The sequence below is a fragment of the Pedobacter sp. AJM genome (genome assembly GCF_002197755.1).
Classification (GTDB): Bacteria; Bacteroidota; Bacteroidia; order Sphingobacteriales; family Sphingobacteriaceae; genus Pedobacter.
The window spans coordinates 270,803-296,494 of sequence record NZ_NHOT01000001.1; the positions used below are offsets into that span (position 1 = coordinate 270,803).

Sequence of the window (25,692 nt, forward strand, 5' to 3'; positions counted from 1 at the left end):
TATAGTGAATTACACACAGGCCTAATTTACAGCACATAATTACATTTCAAAATTTATTTAAAAAATATATTTACAGAGAAGAACAGACCTGTAAAAAACTGATAAAAATTTAATTTTACTTTAAATTTTAGATTTCAAAAAAATGCCGAATAAAAAATAAAATATTGATAATCAATTAATTATTGAAACATAAAAGTTGTTTAGCGTGTATTTTTTACACTAAGCCATTTTTCAACGATTCTTCGGGAACGTTCCCGAAAAAATCAATATCAAATCTGCTGCATTTTCGGGAACGTTCCCGAAATTTGAACAGAATTCTGCTTATTTTACACTAAGTGAGGATTTTTTTTGAGATTTTCAGGGATTAAAAACCTGCTTATTTCGGGCGTTTTTTTTGCTGGTTTGAGGTAGAATTACGGATGATGATTTCTGACTCCAGAACCACCTCATTCATGAAATTTTTATCTTGCTGACAATCTAAAATTTTGAATAATAATTTAGCTGCCTCATCTCCAATTTTAGCCGCTGGTTGCGTAATGGTGGTGAGTGATGGATTTAAGAGCGGGGCAATTTCCAGACTGGAAAAACTAATTACTTTCAAATCATCAGGAATGTCAATGCCTAAATCATAACAAGCATAATAAGTAGCAAAAGCCAGACGTTCCACAGATGTAAAAACACCATCTGGCTTTAAATCCGTTAAGGCATTCTTAATGATAATGCTATTTTCATCATAACTATTACTGCAATCCACAATTAACTGTTCTTCAAAACCAACCCGATGCTTGGTCAAAGCATCTAAATATCCCTGCATTCGCGTTTTACCGATAGATAAACTTTTATTCACCACCAGATAAGCAATGCGCCTGCAACCTTGCATGATTAAATGTTCAGTGGCTAAAAAACTACTGTTATAATCGTTCGTAATTACTCTGGGCGTTACAATATCTTCATAAATCCTGTCGAAAAAAACCAACGGCAGGCGTTTCGTACCGAACTCATTCAGGTAATTGTGGTCGTTGGCCTCCCCCGAAACTGACATGATAATTCCATCAGCCCGGCCATTATGCAAATGCCGAATAAAGGTTACCTCTTTATGATAGTCATCATCAGTCACATAAATTAGGATATGATAACCATTCGCCCTGGCCACCCGCTCAATACCATGTATAGCCTGTGAAAAATAGTTGTTGGCCAATTCAGGTACAATTACCGCAATGGTTTTGCTTTTTTGTTCTCTTAAATTGCTGGCGTAATGGTTAGGCTGATAGTTTAATTCTTTCGCTTTGGTTAAAATCCGCTCTTTGGTGGCACCATTAATATCGCTGTTATCTCTAAAAGCACGCGAAATTGTAGAAGTTGATAGATTTAATGCTTCTGCTAATTTCTTAATATTAATATGATCCATTTTAACTTTGAAAGATAGACTGGTTAAATTTTGATGTAAATATAAGTGATAAAATCACTTTTTAATTTTATAATACAATACAACTGTTCTGACTCCTTTTCTAAATTATCATTTAGATGCTAAGTTATTCATCATGTGCGCCATATTTCTCTTTTTTAACAGCATGAAGTTGAAACAAATATGGTCTAAAAACCATCAGGAAGTGAAATTTAAAATAATATATTTTTTTTAAAACAAAAACAAGATTTATCCATTAATACTAATAGAGAATTTATGATATTTGCTTTTCACCTATAAATACTAACAAATAAGACAAAATCTACGCCAAATGGAAATTAAGAAAATACTCATCGCTGATGATGATGAAGGGATAGTAGATGCGATAACGATGATATTGGAAGTGATGGGTTATGATGTTGAGTTTACTTACGATGGTGGAGCAGTTATTGATGCAGTGAAAAATAAACCTGATTTAATTATGCTCGATATCTGGATGAGTGGACATGACGGACGTGATATCTGTAAGTTGTTAAAAAATGACCCTAAATACAAAGAAATTCCGGTTTTGATGATTTCAGCAAGCCGTGATATCAGGCAATCTGCCATGGATGCAGGCGCGAACGACTTTATGGAAAAACCTTTCGAAATGGATTCCTTATTAGATAAAGTGCAGGAACTTTTAAATTAACCCGTTAACGATAACCAATTTCCTATTGCCAATAGCTTAGATTGTTTACATCTCTAATATCTGATTTTCCAGTCATTATCATTGGCCATTACTGATCCTTTAGCCATTCCGGATTACATTATCCCGGTTGATTTTATGTAAAGAAAAATACGGGACACTCCAGATCATGATATTTTTTTCGAAATTTAATATCAGTTTTTCACAAAAAGTGATTCTTCATTCCGAACGTATACTACCCATCAATGTCCGATCAGCCTGAAAGTATTATAAGAAAGATTATCCACATTGATATGGATGCTTTTTATGCATCGGTAGAGCAACGTGATTTTCCTGAGTATAGGGGGAAACCTCTTGTAGTGGGCGGCAAGCCCGATAGTCGCGGGGTAGTTGCCACAGCCAGTTACGAAGCCCGGCAATATGGCATTCGTTCCGCAATGTCTTGCAGTAAAGCTTATCAGCTTTGTCCAACAGCTATATTTGTGTATCCCAGGTTTGATGCCTATACCGCGGTGTCAAAAGCCATCAGGGAAATATTCAGCCGCTATACTGATGTGATAGAGCCACTTTCGCTGGATGAGGCCTATCTGGATGTTACGGAAGATAAACTTGGCATAGGATCAGCTATCGATATTGCCAAATCGATTAAAGATGCCATCAGAAATGAATTGAACCTTACCGCATCTGCAGGTATTTCCATCAATAAATTTGTGGCTAAGGTGGCTTCAGATATGAACAAGCCAGATGGATTAACTTTTATTGGGCCATCAAAAATCAAGGCTTTTATCGAAAAACTTCCTGTTGAAAAGTTCTTTGGTGTAGGCAAAGTTACTGCTGCAAAAATGAAGGCCATGCAAATTAACACTGGTGCTGATTTAAAAAACTTAACCGAATCACAACTCATTGCACAGTTTGGAAAATCAGGCAAATTCTATTACAAAATTGTACGTGGACTGGATCACCGGCCTGTTCAGTCTCAACGCGAAACAAAATCCGTTGGCGCAGAAGACACCTTGTCAGAAGATACTAATGACCTGGCCGTAATGCACGATTTATTGAAGCAAATCAGCGAAACGGTAGCCACCAGGTTAGAGAAGCATCAGTTAAAAGGAAAAACCATTACCCTAAAAATTAAATTTGAAGATTTTAAACAGATTACCAGAAGCCGTTCTTTTTCAACACCATTTAATCAGGCTTCGCAGATGTTTCAGGAAGCCATAAAACTTTTAGAGGAAGCGCAATTGGGAACCATGAAAGTTCGATTGCTGGGCATCACCCTTTCTCGTTTTTATGATGAAATCCCAATCGAAAATATCGAAAATAACCAGCTGGAATTTGATTTCTGATAGATGTGAGTGTATCAGAATTAATTTATATTGGTAACTCAGGCATATAAAAATAATGGAGCACGTTATTTATTCCTTAAACCTGCTGGTCATTTTATGGTTAATGTGTTTTTAACCACTCCAGTCTGCGCTGATCTGGCAAATGTTTCACCTTAAAGTTTTCAAATTTTGCCTCAAAACCATTACCATCCGGACTAGCAGCCATTAAGCCCACCATTACAGGTGTATTATCCTGCAAAGGAGCATTTCTTGTCATGATGTAATTTTGATCATCCAAAGAATAAAAAATCTCTACAGCATCAAGTCGGCGCACCACTTTAACCCAGATAAATGGCGGCACCTTTTCCAACGGAAGCACACTCCAATCACTTTTATCATGAGTAACTACTGTACTGATGTTAAATTTCCCATCCACAAACTCCACCCCTGTTTTAATATAGTTCTGATGATCTATCCGGATCATTAAACCCATCTGATCGAATCGGGCTTTATAGGCTCCGGTAAGTTTTACCTTTGCTTCAAACTCTCCCCCATATGTTGCATAATAAAATGGTGCATCATCAACCGTAAAGCCATAATGAGAAATACGCCAGTAATCACTATTTGGTGTAACCTGCATTTTTAAGGTATTATTCTTAATTTCCCATTTATCCGGCTCATTAAACCACTGCATTTTTTCTAAATTCTGCGCCTTCAATTCGTTCAGTCCGCATAAAATACCTATTGTCAAAAGAATTCTTTTCATTTAATATTATCGATTAATTTATAGTAATGATCAATTAAGAGAATACAAGCAATTGAAAACATTTATTTCATCACTTCATCACCATTCAAATGATTAAGTTCGCAAAGTTATTTAACGCTTCAGCCAATTTCAATGGTCATAAATAACCATCAATTTTAGTTAAATGCGAAATCTGCTTGATATTAAACTTTTGTCTCAAACTTTTGAAACGATCCAAAATCCTGATCAGAAACTGGATAATACGAAGCGTATTGCACAGATGTACAGTCAATTTGAAAACTGTATTGCAGTGTTAAGTGACATGAAAGCGCGGAAAAGCTTTCTTTATTATGGCGATATCGCTGGACAGCTTGGGCTATCTGAGCAAGATCATGAAATCAGATCCATTTGGGAAGATCAGTTATTAAATAAAATACATCCTGAAGATTTACAGAAAAAATACCGACTTGAGTTCCAGTTTTTTCAGCACCTGCATACTTTGCCTGCTGAAGAACGCATGGATTATGAGGTCATCACCAAACTTAGAATAAAAAACAGGGATGGCAAATACGTGTTGATCAAACATCGTTTGCTGTATATCACCAGTTCGGATGATGGCAGTATCTGGCTGGCACTCTGCCTTTACCAGATGATTTATGACCACCCGGAATTTGATATTCCGCGAGGCATAATTATTAACAATAAAAGCGGTAAGAGTATTGAGCAGAATGAGGCGCAATTTAAAGTGCTCCTCTCCTCAAGAGAAAAAGAAGTTTTACGGCTAATTAAACGTGGACTGAGGAGTAAAGAGATTGCAGATAAGCTGGTGCTGAGTATCAATACTGTGAATCGACACAGACAAAATATATTTCAGAAACTAAACGCAAGTAACGCGATGGAAGCCTGCAGAATGGCCGAAACCATGGGCCTGGTAACTTAATTGGTTGACATTTAATTCTAGATGATTCAGATGTGATCAGCTGACTATAGGCTATCATTTATTATGTTTGGAAAAGATTTAATAAGGGTAAAAAATGTATACCGGCAAAAAATCAAATCAATCTTAATCAAGATTTTGTTTTCCTTAAAATATTTTTTCTGCACTTAAAAGCAGTCATCTTCATAAGGCTTAAGACATTCCCTTAAGTGATATTTCACTCCAAATAAGAGTATAAAAAACATAAATCACTGTTACAGAGCGTTTAATTTACTTTTGCTCATTATTCATGATTTGATAGTGAAACAAAATATAGCTCTCCCTGTTAATATCGAAAATTAACAATATGAACAGAAATATTACAAAACTATCAATGATGGTTGCGATATTGGGATTATCATCACAATTATTTGCACAAGAATCAACACCAACTACCTCTGGTAGATTTGGTAAACAACCTTTAAGAACCTGGAGTGTAGGTGCTCAGGGAGGTATATTCAGCCAGAATACTTTTTTAGGTGGTGGAAGTGTTACTGCCAGGGAATTTAAAAGTATCGGTTATGGTGCTTTTGTTAAAAAACAAATTTTACCGGCTTTAGGCTTACAGGCAGACTTTTTACGTGGTGAAATGAAAACCATCGTAGCGCCTAACTTAGAACAGAAAAACAGCATCAACTGGGCTGGATCATTAACTGCAGTGTTAAACATCGCTAACTTCAGCTTAAATACTGAAAACGCGGTATTGATTCCTTACATTAAGGCAGGTGCCGGTTATATGGCTTCTGATTCTCAGGTAGGAACTACCCAGGTTTTCACAGACAGAGAAGGCTGGTACATCCCAACAGGAGTTGGATTTAAATTTGGTGTATCAAAAGGCATCAACATTGATTTAGGTTATGATATTAATTTTATCAAATCATCACCAACTGTTAAAAGTGCTTACTTAGAAAACAGGTATTCTTACTCTCACGTAGGTTTAGAGTTTGCTTTGGGTAACAAAGAAAATTCTCAATTACAAAACTATAGCGCCGTTGCGGATCTTCGCAAACAAAGTGCTGAAGAAAGTGCTGAGTTAAGAAGAGCATTATCTACTGCTGAGCAAAATGCACAACGTGACAGAGATCAATATGCTAAAGATATGGCTGATGATGATAATGATGGTGTAGCAAACAAATTTGACAAATGCCCTGGAACAGGTTCAGGAACTGTAGTTGATGGTTCAGGTTGTCCAATCAAAGTACAACGCGAAATCATCAGAGAAACTAAGGTAATCACTGAGGAAGACCGTAAGGTAGTTAAAGATGCGATTTCAAACTTAGAATTTGACTTAGGTAAATCAACTATCCGTTCTAAATCATATGCTAGCTTAAACAGGGTTGCTGGATTATTGGTAGACAAAAACTTTAGCTTAAAATTAGCTGGTCACACCGATAACACTGGTGGCAGAGAGTTAAACTTACGTTTATCTAAAGAAAGAGCAGAATCTGTAAAAGCTTATTTGGTATCTCAGGGTGCTAATGCTTCCAGAATCGAAGCTACTGGTTACGGACCTGATCAACCGATTTCATCTAACAAAACTGCGACTGGTCGTCAGGAAAACCGTCGTGTAGAGTTTACCTTATACTAAGTACAGAATAGAGTATAGCATAATATTAACTAAAATCAGATTAATATTATGCCAATGATATAAATGCAGTTAATTTATTTTAACTGCATTTATTTTATAAAATGATATGGGCGCAGGCAAAACCACATCTCAACAATTTAAATATGAAAAAGGAATTCCCATTTTACATTAAGGCACCAGTAATCATGCTTGGCCTCGTCATCGCTGTATTTATACTCAGTGTGCTTCGGGATATTCTGGTTCCGCTGGCTTTTGCAACATTGATTGCGATATTATTAAATCCCCTATCGGTACGGCTGGAGAGAAAATTACCTAAAATTCTTTCCATTATAATTTCTATGATTATTGCTTTACTGGTAGTAGCCGGAATCGCTTATTTCCTGTCGTCGCAAATTGCACACTTTTTTGATAATGTTGATGCCATGAAGCAAAAGTTTACCGAATTGCTTTATACCAGTCAAGCCTGGCTGGAAAAAACTTTTGGTATTGGCACGAAAAAACAGGTACAGATGATTAAGGAGGCAGCCAACAACAGTAAGGCAGTAATCGGACAAACCTTAAGCGGCGCACTGGGTGTTCTGAGTGTGGTGTTTCTGATCCCGGTATATACCTTTCTGATCATGTTATACAAAACATTAATCCTCAATTTCTTTTATGAAGTTTTCTCAGCAGAAAATCAACAAAAAGTCGGAGAAATTCTGGCAGAAACCAAAGCTGCGATTCAAAGTTATATTGTGGGTTTACTAATAGAAACAGGGATTGTGGCTGTTATGAATTCTTGTGCATTGTTAATTCTGGGTGTGCCCAATGCCATTTTGATTGGGGTAATTGGGGCAATCTTGAACCTGCTTCCCTATATCGGCGGAATTATTGCCATTGCTTTACCCGTACTAATGGCTACCGTTTCATTTGACGGGTACACCACTCAATTATTAATTATTGCGGCCTATGCACTTATCCAGTTTATCGACAATAATTTACTGGTTCCGAAGATCGTTTCTTCAAAAGTTCAGATTAACGCACTGGTGTCTATCGTTATTGTGCTCATGGGTGCAGCGGTGTGGGGCGTACCGGGTATGTTTTTATCAATTCCTTTCATTGCCGTACTTAAAATCATATTTGACAGAATTGACGAATTAAAACCCTGGGGTAAATTACTCGGGGATAATATTCCTACTGAACACTTGGGTCAGCTCAAAAGACTGAGAAGAGGAAAAAATCAATTGGCAAAAAATACTTAGGATAAATTTAAAAGATTCAATAATATGACAACTGGAAAAAAAATCACATCAATTATAGCCCTCATCGCTTTATTAATTATCGGAGGGTTAATTTACTACAATTATTTCTTTGTATTTGGCGAAGGTGTTAAGGCAGGCGAATTAAACTATATTGTAAAAAAGGGCTACCTTTTTAAATCGTATGAAGGAAAACTTATTCAAAGCGGGATCAAATCAAGGCAAACCGGCACACTGCAGAATAATGAATTTGAGTTTTCAGTCGGAGATAAGCAAATTGCAGAACGCATGATGGGCAACAGTGGTAAATTTTATGAATTACACTATAAAGAATATAAAGGAAGCTTGCCCTGGAGAGGTTATAGCAAATATGTAGTTGATAGTATTTATACCATCAAAGATTTGCCACAGTAATCATGTTTTCCTGTATAAAATCAATCCGGACGACTTTGCGTTGTCCGGATTTTTTTTGACCATATATTTCTGATTCATCAAAAATCTCCCCCCTTACTCATCCATAAAATTCAAGTTTCTTCTTTATTATCAGCGATACATTTATTTCTTCATGATATTGAATAAAAATGTAGTAACCCCCAAACATCGTCCTGGCCAAATATTTAGTATATTTATAAACATTATAATTACAAAATTGTATATTAATATATTAATTCAAGCAGCATCCCATGAGATTTCAGCATCAAAATATTCTGGTTATAGGCGGAAGTTCAGGCATAGGCCTTGATCTGATTAGATTATTAAACAATGAAGGAGCGACTATTTATGCGGCATCCAGAAACCGTTCAGCAGAATGGCCCGCAGCAGTACACTACCTGGAAATGGATGTGATGCAAGGACCTGAGTCATTATCTGCATTTATCCCAGATGAATTGCATGGCTTGGTTTATTGTGTTGGTAACATCAATCTAAAACCATTTAACAGAATTTCTGCACTTGATTTAATAGATGATTTCAGGCTTAACGTAGTTGGTGCAGCATTGTCTATACAACAGGCATTAAAATCGCTAAAAAATGTTTCTTCAGCTTCTATTGTACTGATGAGTTCCGTAGCAGCGAGAACCGGCATGGGCTTTCATTCCAGCATCGCATCGTCAAAAGCAGCGGTGGAGGGATTGACCATCTCTTTAGCAGCCGAACTGAGCCCTAACCATATCCGGGTAAATGCAGTAGCACCCTCCTTAACCCATACCCCGTTGGCTGGCAAGCTGCTTAACACTCCCGAAAAAATGGAAGCATCAGCAAAAAGACATCCCATCGGAAGATTTGGAGAACCAAAAGATATCAGCGCAGCCATTGCCTATCTGCTCTCAAGTGATAGCAGCTGGATAACCGGACAAATTTTAACGGTTGATGGCGGCATTGGCAATTTAAAAACGAATTTTTAGCCCGAAATATGATGTATCAATTAATCCATGAACTGGTAGACCTGGTTAAAATATATGAAAGCAGTACCAAACATCCTGCTGAAGATCTTCATGCCTTTCGCAGCTGGCTCGATATTCGTTTCAGAGATGAACAGCCGGTATCAGCAGCTGATCCCAACTGGACGGGTAAAGTAAATGGCCGCTCGGCAGATAGTGTCATCAACACCTCTCTCGTTCATTTATACCGTTATGCCAAAATCCACGCCAAAGCCGCTATCACCGACAGCACATTCTCCACACCCGACGAATTTATCTACCTCATCAGCCTGGTTTCTGGCGGAAGCATGAGTAAAACAGAATTGATTAAACACAATATACATGATAAGCCCGCAGGATCATTAATTATTAAAAGGCTTCTGGACAAAGGTTTAATTGAACAGCAATCTTCAGCTCTGGACAGGAGAAGTAAACTGATCCGCGTAACTGCAAAAGGAAATGACCATTTAAAACAAAGCATGGATAAAATCAGACTGGCTTCGGCTCAGGTAACGGAGCCCCTTTCTCCACAGGAAAAAATGGAACTAATTAACCTATTGCTCAAACTTGAAGACTTTCATCATGCCCAGCTGGCAGAAAAGATTTAACATATATGTATTCGATTTATTTTGAAAGCCGCATCCTTCGATTATTTAATTTTTGCTTCCGTTCATCCATTACAGAAAAATGAAAACCATCTTTGATAAAGTATCTGCAGAATGCAGTAAGATCGTTACTAAAAATTACAGCACCAGCTTTTCCATGGGTATTCAATTCCTGGGTAAAAAGCTTCGGAATCCTATTTATGCGATATACGGTTTCGTAAGGCTTGCCGATGAAATTGTTGACAGTTTCCACGACTATGATAAGGCCACACTGCTCCATAAGTTTAAAAGAGACTGTTATGAAGCCATCAATGACCGCATCAGCCTTAACCCGGTACTTAATGCCTTTCAGGAAGTGGTTAATAACTATCAGATAGATATTGAACTGATTGATCTTTTTCTTCAGAGCATGGAAATGGATCTCCGAAAGGAAGTATATACGCCAGAAAAATATGAGCAGTATATCCTGGGCTCTGCGCAAGTGGTGGGCCTGATGTGCCTGCATGTTTTTACAGAAGGTGATAAGGCCACTTACGCACGTTTAAAAGAATCTGCGATGAAACTGGGTTCAGCCTTTCAAAAGGTAAATTTTTTAAGAGATGTGAATGCCGATTTTTATGTTTTAAGCCGTACGTATTTCCCAAATGTGGATTTGTCGGTATTTTCAACGTCAGAAAAAACCGTTATTGAAAAGGAAATCAGCAAAGAATTTGACGAGGCACTGGAAGGCATCAGGCAATTGCCGGCATCATCCAGAAAAGGTGTATACCTGGCTTACATTTATTACCGCAGACTTTTTGATAAAATCAGGAGGAAAACAGCAGCACAAATTATGGCGGAACGCGTCAGAATTTCCAACGTACATAAATTTACACTTCTCTTCGGCTCTGTGCTAAGAAGCCGCTACAATAGAATTTAATACCGACAAGATCAACGGTTTAAGATGGAGCTGACTTAAGTAAGATCTTACATATTATGCATCATGAAGCAAAAATACCAGATACTCCGGCTTATCCTCGGCGATCAACTGAACCTGAAACACTCCTGGTTTTTAAATGCTGATCCGGCTATCCTCTATGTGATGATGGAAGTGAAAACTGAAACGGATTATGTATGGCACCACATTCAAAAAGCCTGTGCCTTTTTTGCAGCCATGGAAAATTTTACTGAAACCATCAGCAACAAAGGATTTGAGACACTTTACCTTCACCTTGACCATCCGGATAACAGGCAAAATTTTTCTGATAACCTAAATGATCTGATAAAGAAGTATCAAATTGAGGAATTCCAGTATCAGCTTCCGGATGAATACAGGCTGGATCAGGAACTCAAAGGTTTTTGTAGTGGCCTCAATATTTCCTCCTGTAGTTTTGACAGTGAACACTTTTATACTACAAGAACAGCACTGGCTGATTTTTTTGCTGACCGTAAAGAAATCATAATGGAAAGCTTTTACCGGGCCATGCGGATAAAGCACCATGTTTTAATCCATCATGACCATGATCCTGAAGCCGGGAAATGGAATTTTGATGCAGAAAACCGGAAAAAGCTCCCCAAAAACCATAAACCCAATCCACCTTTGCTATTTGACAATGATGTACGTCAGCCATATGAGCGTTTACTGAAAGCAGGGGTTAAAACCATCGGCAAAATCGAACCGGAATATTTGCAATGGCCGGTAAACAGGAAACAATCGCTAAAACTTCTCCATTATTTCTGTGAAAACTGCCTGCCACTATTTGGTACTTTTCAGGACGCCATGCAAACGAATGAATGGGCACTTTATCATTCCCGCCTATCTTTCAGCATGAACACGAAATTAATCTCACCAGTAGAAGTAGTGAATGCGGCTTTGGCCACCTGGGAAAAAGATAAAAAATCAATCACACTGAACCAGATCGAGGGCTTCATCAGGCAAATTTTGGGTTGGCGCGAATACATGCGTGGCATTTACTGGATGAAAATGCCAGAATTTGAATCACTCAATTACTTTAATCATCAAACGAAGCTGCCAGCCTGGTACTGGACGGGCAAAACCCACATGAACTGCCTGAAACAGGCCATTTCCCAATCCTTTCATCATGCTTATGCCCATCATATTCAACGCCTGATGATTACAGGAAATTTTGCCTTGCTTGCCGGAATAAACCCTGATGAGGTAGATTTCTGGTATCTGGGTATTTACATTGATGCCATACAGTGGGTAGAAATTACCAATACCCGTGGCATGAGCCAGTATGCCGATGGTGGAATTACGGGCTCAAAGCCTTACACCGCGTCGGCAAACTACATCCATAAAATGAGCAATTACTGTGAAGGGTGCAAATATGACCGCAATGATAAGGTGGGAGACAATGCCTGCCCTTTCAATAGTTTGTACTGGGATTTTCATGATCGCCATAGGGATAAACTTCAGCATAACCACCGCCTTTCAATGGTGTATCGGCTTTGGGATAAAATGAATCCTGAACTCAAATCGGCAGTTTTAAAACGTGCAAATTACTGCTTAACAAATTTGGATAAATTATAACCCCTCTTAACAGCGGTTAAGGCATTCCTTCAGAAATTTAAAAATAAGATCAGATCAGATCGAAATACAGTTTTATTCGCGAAATGATCATCTAATCTATACTTAAAACAGAGAAAGCCTGAATCTAACGGTAGAATTTTTAAAACAACTCTGGCCTTGGTATTTGCAAAAAAACAGGTGACCGGCACCCGGTCATCACTTTTTTAAATGGTTTCATCACATTTTAAGTTTCTGTAATCCTGACAAGGTTACCTTGCTTCATATTTAAAATAATGATGAAAACATATCTGTTTCTTTTCTTTCTTTTTTTGAGTGCTAAAACGTTCGGGCAAAATACAATTGATGCTCATCATCGGTTTAGATTCACTATGCAGAACATGGAGTTTAAGCGTGATACCATCACTTTGGCAGGCACACTCCTCATCCCGGAAAAACCCTATGCCGCGGTAGTTCTGGTACATGGATCCGGACAAGAGAAAAGGATGATAAAGCTGGCATCTACCCTGGCAAAAAATGGTATAGCTGTATTTACTTATGATAAACGCGGAGTAGGAAAATCAGGTGGGCTTTACGAAGGGCCTGAGGTGGGAACAAATAACATTGATTCAGTTAACCTGAACAGGCTGGCAACAGATGCCAGTGAAGCCATCAATACCTTTCTGGCGCATCTTCCGGCTAAACCTATACCTGTAGGTTTAATGGGGTTTAGTCAGGCCGGATGGATTGTTCCGCTGGCAGCTGCAAAAAATCGCCAGGTAAATTTTATGGTCCTATTTAGCGGACCAGTTGTTAATACTCTTCAACAGTTACGGTTTCAGTTTTATACCCGGGGAGATTCAAATTTCTGGGAAACGCATACTGAAAATGATGCGCGGAATCACATAAAGAACGACCCTGACAGGTATTCATTTGCAGCAACAGACCCTAACCAGTCACTTGCAATGCTTAACATTCCTGGTCTTTGGATTTTCGGAGGAAAAGATATTCAGGCCCCCGTAGGTTTATCAATAGAAAACCTTCATACTTTTAAAGCTAAAGGAAAGGCTTATGAATATGCATTATACCCGGAATTAGGCCATAACACCGCCTTTTCAACATCAGAACAGCCCCTTAAGATGGCTATTTCCTGGATTAAACATCGGGTGAATCATTAATGCCCTACCAGTGTCATTTCCATGATCCTGCTGCCTGCAGAAATGTTTTGTTTATAAATTTGCCGGGTAAGTTGATCAATCTGGTAAATACTTCGTCCGTTGGTGCTTCCGATTTCATCAGAAACTTCCACTACCCAAATTTTCCTTTTACCCAGTTTTTTACTGTTAAATTCGCCTTCGCGTACATCCAGTATATTGGCCTTAAGTAAACCTGTTTTTCCATTTGGATTGTAATCGAAAATGGCAATCTCTGCTTTTAAATTCTTTTTTAAGGGTAACCAGTTGATCAGCATAGGATAAAAGTTACTGTCAAAATAGCCAGGATGTACGGGTTCATTAATTTTAGTTGTTTCTCCCGTTGCCATATTTTTATAAAACCCCATCACCTCATCGCCAAAATGCAGTACCATTTCCCGCTGCGCATTATAAGAAGAATGGTAAATGGGTGAAAGATCTGAGCGGCGTACAAGCGTAGAATCTATCCAAGGGGAAGCTGACGATTTCATTTTTACAATGGTTATGACCAGAATTTTATCTCCCTGAACTTCTACCTGCGTATCAACCGTTGCCAGTGGAATCCTGAGCGTATCTTTTACTGCTGACCAGATCATTTGGTAATTTTGATTCTTGATCCACTTTTTATCAACAATGTTCTTTTCAGGCTTAATCATTTGCTGACTCCACCCCAAAAACGGAATAGCCAGGCAAAACAATAATAAAAGATTTTTTTTTCTCATCACTTCAGCTATAATAGTTGGATGAAAATCAGCGCAACATGTTACAGCGCAAAAATCCATTTGCTTACTTAAATTATGTTGTTTGAAAGATCAACAGCAGAAAACGGGATTCAGCAGACCTGATTTAACAAACCGGCTTGCCAGGATCATGCGGTATAAAGATCAAAAGGTTTAAATAAATATGCAGGGGTTTCTATAATTTTAATACTTTTGCAACAATCGAAATGAGAAAAATTCAACAAGTTTCATATCACCCTGTGACAAAGCCCTGAAACCTTTCAGTTATTTTTTTAACCCTGGCTAATCTCTTGCCAGGATAATATCTATTTTATTTTTTTTGACATTAATTTTCACGGTATGTATTTACGTACACGTTTTTTTGATTTTTCACAAAAAGTCAACTACAAAACAGAAGTTTTGGCTGGTATCACTGTGGCAATGACCATGATACCCGAATCGCTTTCCTTTGCCATTTTGGCTGGTTTTCCACCCCTGGTAGGTTTATATGCGGCATTTATAATGGGATTGGTAACCTCCATTCTGGGTGGCCGTCCGGGATTAATTTCCGGAGGTGCGGGCGCGGTAGTAGTAGTGCTGATTGCATTAATGCAGTCGCATGGAATTGAATATGTTTTTGCTGCTGTTGCCCTCGCTGGGATTGTCCAGATTATGGTTGGCCTGTTTAAATTGGGAAAGTTTATCAGACTTGTTCCACAACCTGTGATGTATGGTTTTGTGAATGGCCTCGCTGTCATCATATTTATGGCACAACTGGAGCAATTCAAAACAATCATTAACGGGAAACAAACCTGGCTTTCGGGCAGCCCATTAATAATTATGACTGGCCTTGTAGCCCTTACCATCGCCATCGTTGTATTTTTTCCGAAGATTACAAAAGCAGTTCCGCCATCGTTGGCAGCTATTGTTGTCGTTTTCTTTATCGTTTTAGGATTTGGCATCCACACTAAAACTGTGAGTGACATTGCTTCAGTGAGTGGCGGATTTCCACCTTTTCACATCCCTCATATACCATTAAATCTGGAAACCTTTCAGATTATCTTACCCTATGCTGTAATCATGGCAGGCGTTGGCCTTACCGAGGGCCTGCTCACCCTTAACCTGGTAGATGAGATCACCGGTACAAGAGGTAACGGTAACCGTGAATCAATTGCACAGGGCATTGCCAATATCCTGAATGGATTTTTCTACGGCATGGGGGGCTGCCCGATGATTGCACAAACACTGGTAAACCTTTCCGCCGGCGCAAGGGCCCGTCTCTCAGGAATTGTGGCAGCACTTACTATTCTACTGATCATTCTATTTGGTGCACCCGTTATTGGCCTCGTTCCCATGGCTGCACTCACCGGAGTGATGATTATGGTTGCCATCGGAACCTTTGAATGGATGAGTTTAAGAATCATCAACAAGATGCCCAAACAAGACATTTTTGTTGGCATTACAGTAGCCGTAATTACGGTATGGCTACACAACCTCGCACTCGCAGTACTTATTGGTGTCGTAATTTCTGCACTGGTATTTGCCTGGGAAAGTGCTAAAAGAATCAGGGCAAGAAAATACATCGATCATTATGGCATTAAGCATTATGAAATTTACGGCCCATTGTTTTTCGGATCGGTTACTGCATTTGCTGAAAAATTTGATGTAGTAAATGATCCTGCTGAAGTGATCATTGATTTTAAGGATAGCAGGGTGGCGGATATGTCTGCCATTGAAGCATTAAACAAACTTACTGAACGCTATCACAAGGAAGGTAAAAAACTGCATTTAAAACACCTTAGTGAAGACTGCCGTACCTTACTGGCCAACGCCGGTGATGTCATCGACATTAATATTTATGAAGATCCAAGTTACAGGGTTGCAGTTGATAAAAATTAATGCCCCATTTTAGGCGGAGCTTTTTATTCAGGTTCCGCCCCTAAAAAAATCTCAATTGATTGATGGTTCAGGTAAAATTATAATGGTTCTGATGCTTATCGTAATCTTTTTTATGATTGGCACTTATTATGAAAATAAAAAACCCCCATCCTATTAGCTAGGATGGGGGTTTTTATGTGATTTTCAGGCTTGAAAATCTTTGCTCCCTCTGCTGGGCTCGAACCAGCGACCCTCTGATTAACAGTCAGATGCTCCTTATTCCTAATTACATCTTAATCAATCAATTACAAGCTAGCAAAGATATTCCGTTAAATATGTGTAACGGTTTTTAATTACCTGTAAATTTAAGAATTTCTTTTTAGAATTGTAACATCTATTCTATCTGGATCTCGGACTCTTGATTAACATTCAAAAATTATTTTGTAAGATATTAGCTCCCTAAACTATTAAGAAGTGCGCCCTATGCAAGTACAAAGGCCTCGTACTACGCACTGTTATTTTCATCGCCGTCATGGGTTTTTACCACAGCTCTTATTTCTGGTTCGCCAACAAGATCTCCATCATCATTAACAAATTAAATTAAAACACGCTCCTGGTGATTAAACTGGTCTTTTGGCGCACCCTGAAAGGGAATAAGTGCTGGTACTTTTGATACTGACAGTGGCGCCACTAGGCGTTAAACATGAAACGATATCTTGATAGCTGGCTCCATTTTGGGATATTTTAATTGTGTTTTCAGTAAATGCCGTTTTTTTTATTGCGCTGAGTGCATAACCAACAGAGGATTTGTTTGACTTTGCCTCTGTATAAATATACTTTTCACCTGCTTCATATAGAGATGTATTGGTATAGAAAATCATTTTTTTTCTTATATCTTGAAATTTCCATATTCCACTTACAAAATCGTTTATGAAATCCATGCTAAACCGGTTAATTTGCCTTGGAATTGCATCAGTGAAATCCATTATCGTGCTTTTTTCGGAGATAGTGGAATAACTACACGCTGCAAACAAGCCATAAGGAGTACTTCGCGTACACATTCTTGAATAATATTTATGTAGAGTCAACATAAGCTTATCCGTTTTTTTCTTGTCTAGTTCTTTCCCCTCCAACCAGCTTAACATAAGCCCATAAACCTCTTCTGAGGCAAAAAAAAGTGCCTTAACGAATTCTCTGTTAGAAAAATGTTCTTTTAACATCTCCCTTGCTATAGTCTGATCCTCCATCTTTTCATACATGGATAAATCGTTATTCAACTTAATAGCACGTTCTATAGGAAAAGTTGGGGTTCTTACAATACAAAAGTCATAAAGGAAGTGCCCGCTAGGGTTTTTATCTAATTGTTTTGAAGGGTTCAATATATTTTTCATTAGAGGTCATTTTTGTTTTTAATTAGCTCTTCTTGATTCATCATTGTTTACCTCTTTTATTTGCCTATTAGTTTTTGCAACTTTACCGAAACTATAATTTAATGAAAAGCGTAGAGATTGACTGTCGAAGTAATTATTATAACTAGTTTGAATATTGTTTGTCACAGAACTGAATCGCACTTTAGATGTCTTCAGAATATCAACAGCATTGACAGCGAGCGCTAGATTTTTTTTGTTAAGTAAAACCTTAATACCAGCATCTAAAGAATAGTACGCTTCGAATTTTGAAATTCCAGATACCATAGGAAACGTATAACTAAAGTCTGCATTAGCTGTAATTGTTCGTGCCTTATTCAATTTGAAAGTATTGTTTGAAGATAAATCACCGCCGAAACCGCTCTGACCTGACGCATAATCAATATTCGATTTTGTAGAAATATAATTGATAGATGCAGAATTGTAGCTTTCAAGCCACTTCAAATCACTAAAGATATAATTCTGGCTAATACCATAGTTTCTTTGGGAATAGTAATTAAGCCTTGTTAATTTGGATATTTTGGTGGAATTATCATTAATCACAATCTGATCAAAAATATTATTGAGCAAATAGACATTTGCTTTTGTTATTAGTTTGTTTTTATGATTAAATGTAAGCTGAAAGATGTTGTTAAACGATGGCCTCAAAAATGGATTACCCTCATAATAAAAATAAGGGCTTACAAATTGTTTAAATGGGTTTAGATACCAATAACTTGGCCTATTGATACGCTTGCCGTATGATAGAACAAATGAGTTATTTTGATCTTTCTGGTACATCAAATATGCTGTTGGGAAGATTTTAAGATAGTTGACCTTTGTAGTTTGTTGAGCGGTAATTGATTCACCAGTAGTCAAGGTATTCTCTGCTCTAAGGCCTAGCTGAAGACTGAATCGCCCAAGTTCCTTTGAACCACTGATATAGAGAGCTTGTATATTTTCGCTGTAATTAAAGGCATTATTGAGTAAAGTGTTTTCGAATGTGATTGTATTTACATTATAATAATAGTTTGATGAGGCCGCTGTTTTGATAAAAGACAATTTTCCACCAAAATTAAAATCCATAATTTTATTCGGAAAGGATATATCAGATTGTATGGTATAAGTATTTACATTTTGTGGAGCGTAGCTGGAAGTATTGCTAACGTTTGATATTATTCCATCTACAAGAGATTCATTGACAGATTGTTGGGCCGTTGTACTGTTAAAGGTAAAATAAGCGCCATCTATAGAGAATTTTTTGCCCAATGTATCCAAGAGATATTCATAATGAAGATTGATGTTATTACTATTCGAGGTTTTTGATAAACCATTTCGAGCATTGATAACAGAATCAATCAAGTTTGGATTCGAAGCAGGAAATATGTTTGTGGTAGATTCCTCTTCTGCCGGAATAGATCTAGCCCCATAAGAATAAATTAGTCCAATGGCCTGCCTTTTAGTAATTCGGTAGTCCAACGACAATCTGCCAAGGAAACTTTCGCTGGTGTTTTTTGACTCTCTGCGCTGATCCCAGGTTTGAGAAGGATAAAATATACTTGGACGGGTACTCTCTTGAAAAATGTTATTACTAATGTTGAAGCTTGAATTTACACTTAGTTTTCCAGAGTTTACATTTAATAGTAAGCCCGAATTGCCAGATAAGTAGGTTGCTTTAGATAGTGCGCCAGAAAAACTACCATTGAAACCATGCTGTCTCTTTTTCTTCGTTACAATGTTAATTAGACCAAAATTCCCTGCAGCATCATATTTAGCAGGTGGATTCGTAATTACTTCGATTTTGGAAACCTCATTAGAAGACATAGATCGTAAATAATTCGCCAAATCATCACCAGACATCTGTATCAGTCGATCATCAATCATTACGTTTACCTGTCCTTTTCCAACTAGTGATACGCCATTTGATTGATTTACTCGAACGCCTGGAATTTTAGACAGGGCTTCCAATACAGTAGAGCCCGTCATTGAAACACTATTTTCAACATTAAATACTAACCGGTCTGTTTTCTGCTCTAAAATTGGTCGGTTACCTTCAACCGTAACATCCTTTAATGAAACGGTCATAGGTATAAGTACAATGGCTGATAGAGTAGTATCCTTAGTTGAAAGCTTTAACTCTAACTTTCCATCTTCGAACATTTGGTGACTCACGCGTATTCTGTAACTCCCCGTATCCTTAACAGAAAAGTTAAATTTTCCTTTATCTGATGATAATGTTTGTGTTATCTTTTCTGCAGACCGAGCATTAATGATATAAATTGTTGCATCTGCTATTGGCTGATTCCTACCATCGGAAACACTCCCCAAAATATTATGTTGCGCTCTTACAGTAGAGCTTGAAAGGAAAAAAATAAAAAAAAATGCCTCGGCTATAAAAATCTTTAAAATGAAATGTCTTTTCCAGTTGATCATAAATATTGGTTCGATGGATATAAATAGAACAAACAGAATCGGAATTAACCGATCCTGTTTGTCTCAAACTATGCTATCGCAGTACAAGTGCTAGAACCCGTGCCGCATCCGGTCGAAGTAGCATCATTCTCCTTACCACAGGTACTACCACCTGATCCACAGCCTGTAGATGTTGCATCATAATCCACTCCACCACCAAGGATGTCATTTAATTGTTTTTCGTCAAGTCTGGCAATTGTTTCTTTGTCCAACACCAATGGGCTTAATTCCATTTTTTTCATGGTTCTTATATTTTTTGATGTTTATCTCTACTCTTTTGGGAATTTTCGAGTTACTCCCATCGTCGCGCAACAATATCTATGATGTCTTTATAATGTCATTGATTCTATTTAGTCCAACAAACATTTCTAACTATTCATTTTGGATTTTTAATTCCCCTTTGCCATCAACCAAAACCATTACTTCATCATTACCATTAAGTTGTAACTATTATTTTAAAAACAAAGGATAAGGAAGTATAGCTTTCATAACCTATTAGACTTGTAAATATTTTAAATTTACCGTTTAATTTATCCTATAGACATTTTCCTTAAGTATCAGATAAGCCAGCTCAGTGTGTCTCACCTCGCATATTAATTAAGGAAATTTTAGCAAATGCAACTGGCCTATCGTATTCTTTACTAATTAGTTTAAGATTTAAACGTAGGCTTTGTTGTCCATAAACTGTCAATCCACTAAAATAGATTAAACCAGCTAGCAGCAAACTTTTTAAGCACCTTTGCAATATGTTTCTTTATAAGCCAAATGAAATCATTAATAACTGAATAAATATTTGATTAACTTAAATTGGGTAACATGATTCTTTTTAAAAACTTTAACACTTTGCAATTTCATACATCAATAAATTAATTATCTGAAAATTAAACTCTTATAACTAAATTAGTATTGACAGAGGCTTACGATGAAAGTATAATTAATATAAATTCATTGTATTAATTTATTTACTAATTTATTTACTAATTCGAAATAATTAATTATAATTAATAGTTATTTATCAATTTTTAAACTTTTTTATATAAAAGATATATTTTTCTATATACAATGTTGCATTTTGAGGAATACTTTTGGGATTTTTCAAAGAAGGTTATCGGCGGAATGTTATTTCACCTTTCTTTATTAAAAATATTCTGGTCAATTTTGAAAAAGTGGAAACCTATAATGATAGGATTCAGCAGTTTTATGAAAAAATTATTCGAATTTTACTTTATAATATGTTTTGGATCTATTACAGGAAGTTTTGCGAGAAATAACTAAAAAACATTTTAGACATAATTCTTTAGAAAAGATATTTTAAAAACTAGTCAAAACCTATAATTTTTTAATGATTTAATTATACAAAGACATCTTTTTTCTATATTAAACCCTATTTCCTTTAAAACCATTTTTCATATAAAAAAATAAAAAGATTATATAAGTTGCTTCTTACCTTTTACAAGATATGTTTAGATGCATTATAATCGATGACGACCGCCATGCCATATTGAGCCTAGAAAAATATATCGATTCGTTTCCCGGACTTGAGCTGGTTGAAAGTTATATAGACCCATTAAAGGCACTTACATCTATAGCTAAAGCCGAACCCGTAGACACCTTATTCTTCTTGACATTGATATGCCCAAGATTAATGGTATAGAGCTTTCTAAAGCAATTAGAAACAAGACAGATAAATTAGTTATTCACTACTGGACATATTAAGTATGGTTATGATGCTTTTAAGGTGTACGCAGATGATTATTTACTGAAACCTTTTACACTCGGGGAGTTTATGATATCAATGAGCAAAATATTCCCTGAGCAGAATGATGTGAAAAAAGATGAATTCTTTTTATCATTTTTTAAATGGTGCACGTAAATTTTTGCATCTACTGTTGCCATTTTTTTAAGTTGAAAAATTGCGTTTACGGATACCGGAAGTCCTAGATAACGGGATTTTTCTTGTTAAATATTTGTAGAATATTTTCGTCAAGTTCAGCAATTTTTGCTGTTGAACTCGATGGAAAATGGCGATTGAAAAATTTTCTGGAGGTAGGATACTTCCTATTATGAAAATAAAAAACCCCATCCTATTAGCTAGAAATGGGGTTTTTATGTGATTTTCAGACTTAAAAATCTTTGCTCCCTCTGCTGGGCTCGAACCAGCGACCCTCTGATTAACAGTCAGATGCTCTAACCAGCTGAGCTAAGAAGGAGTGCTGGTTGTTTCCCAAATCGAGGTTATTAAGGCTTTTCAGCCTGCATACCCTTGTTCGTTTTGGGAATGCAATATTAGGGCTTTTAAATTATTTATGCAATATTTGCAGTGAAAAATTTTTAAAAAAATTCAAATAAAAATATATGAGCCTGATAATCATAGGAAAAAACGGGATTTTTCTTGTTAAATATTTGTAGAATATTTTCGTCAAGTTCAGCAATTTTTGCTGTTGAACTCGATGGAAAATGGCGATTGAAAAATTTTCTGGAGGTAGGATACTTCCTATTATGAAAATAAAAAACCCCATCCTATTAGCTAGAAATGGGGTTTTTATGTGATTTTCAGACTTAAAAATCTTTGCTCCCTCTGCTGGGCTCGAACCAGCGACCCTCTGATTAACAGTCAGATGCTCTAACCAGCTGAGCTAAGAAGGAATATTTATTCTGGTTGGTACTGTATGTTTTGCTAAAATCATTTAGCAAGTTTGTCATAAAAAATCCCCACATTACTGTGAGGATTTTTGCTCCCTCTGCTGGGCTCGAACCAGCGACCCTCTGATTAACAGTCAGATGCTCTAACCAGCTGAGCTAAGAAGGAGTGCTGGTTGTTTCCCAAATCGAGGTTATTAAGGCTTTTCAGCCTGCATACCCTTGTTCGTTTTGGGAATGCAATATTAGGGCTTTTAAATTATTTATGCAATATTTGCAGTGAAAAATTTTTAAAAAAATTCAAATAAAAATATATGAGCCTGATAATCATAGGTACTGTAGCGTTCGATGCTATTGAAACGCCATTCGGAAAAACAGATAAAATTGTTGGTGGCGCTGCAACTTACGCCAGTTTAGCTGCATCTTACTTCTATAATCAAGCAAAAATTGTCGCTGTTGTAGGTGATGACTTCGGAAAAGAAAATATTGAGATCCTTACGCAGCATGGCATAGATACGGAAGGCTTACAAATTAAAACCGGCGAAAAATCGTTCTTTTGGAGTGGAAAATATCATAACGATATGAACAGTCGCGACACCTTAATAACCGAACTTAATGTTTTGGAACATTTCGACCCTATTATTCCGGAAAGCTACCAGAACTGCGAATTTTTAATGTTAGGCAACCTGACGCCACAAGTACAGCAAACCGTGATTAAACGCCTTAAAAACCGCCCTAAACTCATTGTAATGGACACCATGAACTTTTGGATGGACATTATGATGGATGACCTGCTGGAGACCATTAAAATGGTGGATGTTTTAACCATTAATGATGCAGAGGCACGTCAGCTTTCCGGCGAATATTCACTGGTTAAAGCCGCTAAAAAAATCCTGACCATGGGGCCAAAATATTTAATCATCAAAAAAGGTGAGCATGGTGCATTGTTATTTCATGAAAATCAGATTTTCTCAGCACCGGCATTACCTTTGGCAGAAGTTTTCGATCCGACTGGCGCAGGCGATACTTTCGCAGGCGGATTTATTGGTTACCTGGCTAAAGTGGGTACCATTAATTTTAACAACATGAAAAATGCCATTATTTATGGATCAGCACTTGCTTCATTCTGTGTAGAAAAATTTGGAACGGAAAGGTTATTAAATTTAACAGATCAAGAGGTTGCAGATAGAATCCAGGAGTTTGTTAACCTGAGTGCTTTCACTATCGAAGCTTAAATTTATTAAATAGCAATCAAAATTTCCAGTCTTTAATTATTGCTGCAGACTTGCAAATCTTGATGATTTGTACATCTGCGGCATTCTTATTTATATCATTCTTGCAACAGGAGTGAATTTCTCAAAAACCGCTTCTGTATGAGGTGCATCTGGCAACTCATCAGTAAGGTCCTGCCCTGCCCAATGTTCGTAATGCTTACCGTTACGCCACAAGCGACTATCAGTCATATCATAAATAAACCCCTTATAAGCCACCCAGATCTGAGGTTTATCCTGTCCGTTCCGCAAAGCCAATTGCTGCTTGGTGTACACTGGCAATTCCATTATTTTATCGCCCTATTTTTAAACCATTCGTATAAATAAATATTCATTAATAATAAGCTCATTAAATAGAAGTGATCTTCAAAAGGAATTGTACCTACCCTAAAACTTAAGTTTTCTTTGTTGTTGTAGATCACTACAGGTATTGCTGTTAAAAATCCATTTACAATGTAAAATGGAATCAAGGCTACAAGGTAGGCCCTGTAAAACCGATACATAAAACGAAGCTTTGTATTAATATATTCTACGTAGGCCAGCACAACAAATAAAAACCCAAAATTAATAACTGTATACCAATAGCGGTAACCAAAGAAAAGAATGGCGATACATAAGCCCAGAAAAAGGTTGCTCAGCGCCAGGCTATATCTTTGTAAACCATTTTTAGGGAAATAAACATTTAGGCATTCGTAAATAAAAACACAGGCATAGGGCACTGTTAAGAAAAACAGCATTTCTTCAAGAGGCAAACCCCACAAATTGATGCCTGTAATGTAATCCGGATTAAAAGACCATACATTCAATTTTACAAAGAGTAAATCCCAGATCAGAAAAACAATCACGGTAATTAATATCGCCGGCACAATGAATTTCCACTTACTGAAAAAATGAACCTTCTTATCAAATGACAATACCAGAGGGAAGAAAATTACAGCAATATTGATGAGTAAATAGGTATAATTCATTTAAACATATTTTTTTAGGACTTTAACTTCTTCAGGCGTACAACGTTTGCTTTCGACCATAAACTTAGCTACATTTTTAATCAGGGCCTGATCAGCGCTGCCAAAATTACCATGCTGATAGTGCTTAACAATTTGTTTGCGGTCTATGCTCAAATTTTTACTAAACCCCAGGAAAGATGGGGTAAAGTGTTCAATAGAAAAACGCATGAAGCGAATTTCCAGGTTTTCTTTATCCATATTAACCGCTTGTTGCATGGCTTTCTGCGAGGCCTTTACATACTTTATCTTATTATACGGGCTCCAGGCATGTTTTGCTTTTAGTGCTTCCAGCGTTCCGAGATAGGCCGTTGTTAAAGCCGTTTTACCACTTAACTTATTTAGTTTAACAAATAAAGAATCGGTTAATTTGGAATCATCTACTGCCTTTACCAGGTCGTTCTTAAGTGCTGAAAGTTCTTTGGGAGATAACTGTGCATAACAAAGGTTTACGCTAATGGTAAATAGAAGAATTAAAAATCGAATTTTTGACATGGTTAGATGCAAATGTAATAAAAGGAATGAAAATACATGATCTGACATCGGCGATCAATACTGTGAATTAAAAGAATTGCACTCGCATCATTATTTTCCAAACAAAATCCCATAAAATCC

The 25,692-nt window shown here is 37.0% G+C and carries 22 protein-coding genes and 4 tRNA genes; 13 read left to right on the forward strand and 13 right to left on the reverse strand.

Annotation, left to right across the window (positions count from 1 at the left end):
* Positions 1 to 376 precede the first annotated feature (376 nt).
* Positions 377 to 1,408, reverse strand: coding sequence for a LacI family DNA-binding transcriptional regulator (locus CBW18_RS01035; protein ID WP_088299407.1), 1,032 nt, complete (start codon positions 1,406 to 1,408; stop codon positions 377 to 379).
* 328 nt (positions 1,409 to 1,736) lie between these two features.
* Here CBW18_RS01035 and CBW18_RS01040 point away from each other — a divergent pair, with 328 nt between their 5' ends.
* Positions 1,737 to 2,096: a PleD family two-component system response regulator gene (locus CBW18_RS01040; RefSeq protein WP_088299408.1), complete on the forward strand. Its 360-nt coding sequence runs from the start codon at positions 1,737 to 1,739 to the stop codon at positions 2,094 to 2,096.
* Between the two features lie 242 nt (positions 2,097 to 2,338).
* On the forward strand, positions 2,339 to 3,439 hold the full coding sequence (gene dinB / locus CBW18_RS01045; protein ID WP_088299409.1) for a DNA polymerase IV: 1,101 nt from the start codon (positions 2,339 to 2,341) through the stop codon (positions 3,437 to 3,439).
* A 100-nt stretch (positions 3,440 to 3,539) separates the two neighbouring features.
* Here dinB and CBW18_RS01050 read toward each other — a convergent pair whose 3' ends face one another.
* The gene (locus CBW18_RS01050) at positions 3,540 to 4,184 is read right to left on the reverse strand and encodes a DUF1349 domain-containing protein (RefSeq protein WP_088299410.1); all 645 of its coding nucleotides are present in this window, start codon (positions 4,182 to 4,184) and stop codon (positions 3,540 to 3,542) included.
* Positions 4,185 to 4,347: 163 nt separating this feature from the next.
* Between CBW18_RS01050 and CBW18_RS01055 the strand changes: the two genes are divergently transcribed.
* The 9 genes from CBW18_RS01055 (at position 4,348) to CBW18_RS01095 (ending at position 13,672) form a co-directional block, all read left to right on the forward strand.
* Complete coding sequence (locus CBW18_RS01055) at positions 4,348 to 5,103, forward strand: response regulator transcription factor (RefSeq protein WP_088299411.1); 756 nt, start codon at positions 4,348 to 4,350, stop codon at positions 5,101 to 5,103.
* A gap of 343 nt (positions 5,104 to 5,446) precedes the next feature.
* Complete coding sequence (locus CBW18_RS01060; protein ID WP_088299412.1) at positions 5,447 to 6,727, forward strand: OmpA family protein; 1,281 nt, start codon at positions 5,447 to 5,449, stop codon at positions 6,725 to 6,727.
* A 143-nt stretch (positions 6,728 to 6,870) separates the two neighbouring features.
* Complete coding sequence (locus CBW18_RS01065; protein WP_088299913.1) at positions 6,871 to 7,968, forward strand: AI-2E family transporter; 1,098 nt, start codon at positions 6,871 to 6,873, stop codon at positions 7,966 to 7,968.
* Positions 7,969 to 7,992: 24 nt separating this feature from the next.
* On the forward strand, positions 7,993 to 8,379 hold the full coding sequence (locus CBW18_RS01070) for a hypothetical protein (protein WP_088299413.1): 387 nt from the start codon (positions 7,993 to 7,995) through the stop codon (positions 8,377 to 8,379).
* A 269-nt stretch (positions 8,380 to 8,648) separates the two neighbouring features.
* The gene (locus CBW18_RS01075) at positions 8,649 to 9,368 is read left to right on the forward strand and encodes an SDR family NAD(P)-dependent oxidoreductase (protein WP_088299414.1); all 720 of its coding nucleotides are present in this window, start codon (positions 8,649 to 8,651) and stop codon (positions 9,366 to 9,368) included.
* 8 nt (positions 9,369 to 9,376) lie between these two features.
* Positions 9,377 to 9,991, forward strand: coding sequence for a MarR family winged helix-turn-helix transcriptional regulator (locus CBW18_RS01080; protein ID WP_088299415.1), 615 nt, complete (start codon positions 9,377 to 9,379; stop codon positions 9,989 to 9,991).
* Positions 9,992 to 10,070: 79 nt separating this feature from the next.
* Positions 10,071 to 10,907 (forward strand): phytoene/squalene synthase family protein, encoded by an 837-nt coding sequence (locus CBW18_RS01085; protein ID WP_088299416.1) that lies wholly within the window; start codon positions 10,071 to 10,073, stop codon positions 10,905 to 10,907.
* A 63-nt stretch (positions 10,908 to 10,970) separates the two neighbouring features.
* A complete protein-coding gene (locus CBW18_RS01090) occupies positions 10,971 to 12,518 on the forward strand; it encodes a cryptochrome/photolyase family protein (protein WP_088299417.1) in 1,548 nt (515 codons plus the stop codon).
* A 272-nt stretch (positions 12,519 to 12,790) separates the two neighbouring features.
* Entirely contained in the window at positions 12,791 to 13,672 is an 882-nt protein-coding gene (locus tag CBW18_RS01095) for a S9 family peptidase (protein ID WP_216359176.1), read from the forward strand.
* Here the strand turns inward: CBW18_RS01095 and CBW18_RS01100 are convergent.
* Positions 13,669 to 14,409 (reverse strand): hypothetical protein, encoded by a 741-nt coding sequence (locus CBW18_RS01100; RefSeq protein WP_088299418.1) that lies wholly within the window; start codon positions 14,407 to 14,409, stop codon positions 13,669 to 13,671. The genes CBW18_RS01095 and CBW18_RS01100 overlap by 4 nt on opposite strands.
* A gap of 357 nt (positions 14,410 to 14,766) precedes the next feature.
* On the opposite strand from CBW18_RS01100, the gene CBW18_RS01105 reads away from it, so the two are divergent.
* Positions 14,767 to 16,305, forward strand: coding sequence for a SulP family inorganic anion transporter (locus CBW18_RS01105; protein WP_088299419.1), 1,539 nt, complete (start codon positions 14,767 to 14,769; stop codon positions 16,303 to 16,305).
* A gap of 203 nt (positions 16,306 to 16,508) precedes the next feature.
* On the opposite strand, the gene CBW18_RS21315 is transcribed toward CBW18_RS01105, so the two are convergent.
* From CBW18_RS21315 to CBW18_RS01145, 7 genes are all read right to left on the reverse strand, one after another.
* Positions 16,509 to 16,605, reverse strand: a tRNA-Asn gene (locus tag CBW18_RS21315).
* Positions 16,606 to 16,904: 299 nt separating this feature from the next.
* The gene (locus CBW18_RS01110) at positions 16,905 to 17,675 is read right to left on the reverse strand and encodes a lantibiotic dehydratase (protein WP_088299420.1); all 771 of its coding nucleotides are present in this window, start codon (positions 17,673 to 17,675) and stop codon (positions 16,905 to 16,907) included.
* Positions 17,676 to 17,693: 18 nt separating this feature from the next.
* On the reverse strand, positions 17,694 to 20,123 hold the full coding sequence (locus CBW18_RS01115) for a TonB-dependent receptor (protein ID WP_088299421.1): 2,430 nt from the start codon (positions 20,121 to 20,123) through the stop codon (positions 17,694 to 17,696).
* Between the two features lie 68 nt (positions 20,124 to 20,191).
* Positions 20,192 to 20,404: a class I lanthipeptide gene (locus tag CBW18_RS01120; RefSeq protein ID WP_088299422.1), complete on the reverse strand. Its 213-nt coding sequence runs from the start codon at positions 20,402 to 20,404 to the stop codon at positions 20,192 to 20,194.
* A gap of 1,894 nt (positions 20,405 to 22,298) precedes the next feature.
* Positions 22,299 to 22,372, reverse strand: a tRNA-Asn gene (locus CBW18_RS01135).
* Between the two features lie 362 nt (positions 22,373 to 22,734).
* A tRNA-Asn gene (locus CBW18_RS01140) sits at positions 22,735 to 22,808 on the reverse strand.
* Between the two features lie 89 nt (positions 22,809 to 22,897).
* Positions 22,898 to 22,971: transfer RNA gene (locus CBW18_RS01145), tRNA-Asn, on the reverse strand.
* A 145-nt stretch (positions 22,972 to 23,116) separates the two neighbouring features.
* On the opposite strand from CBW18_RS01145, the gene CBW18_RS01150 reads away from it, so the two are divergent.
* Positions 23,117 to 24,037: a PfkB family carbohydrate kinase gene (locus tag CBW18_RS01150; RefSeq protein WP_088299425.1), complete on the forward strand. Its 921-nt coding sequence runs from the start codon at positions 23,117 to 23,119 to the stop codon at positions 24,035 to 24,037.
* A gap of 90 nt (positions 24,038 to 24,127) precedes the next feature.
* Here CBW18_RS01150 and CBW18_RS01155 read toward each other — a convergent pair whose 3' ends face one another.
* The 3 genes from CBW18_RS01155 to CBW18_RS01165 are packed head-to-tail and all read right to left on the reverse strand — an operon-like array spanning position 24,128 to position 25,572.
* Entirely contained in the window at positions 24,128 to 24,361 is a 234-nt protein-coding gene (locus CBW18_RS01155) for a cytochrome b5 domain-containing protein (RefSeq protein ID WP_088299426.1), read from the reverse strand.
* Complete coding sequence (locus CBW18_RS01160; protein ID WP_088299427.1) at positions 24,361 to 25,041, reverse strand: lycopene cyclase domain-containing protein; 681 nt, start codon at positions 25,039 to 25,041, stop codon at positions 24,361 to 24,363. The genes CBW18_RS01155 and CBW18_RS01160 overlap by 1 nt, the downstream gene beginning before the upstream one ends.
* Positions 25,042 to 25,572 carry a hypothetical protein gene (locus tag CBW18_RS01165; protein WP_088299428.1) on the reverse strand — a complete coding sequence of 177 codons (531 nt, stop codon included), beginning with the start codon at positions 25,570 to 25,572 and terminating at the stop codon, positions 25,042 to 25,044.
* Positions 25,573 to 25,692: the final 120 nt, after the last annotated feature.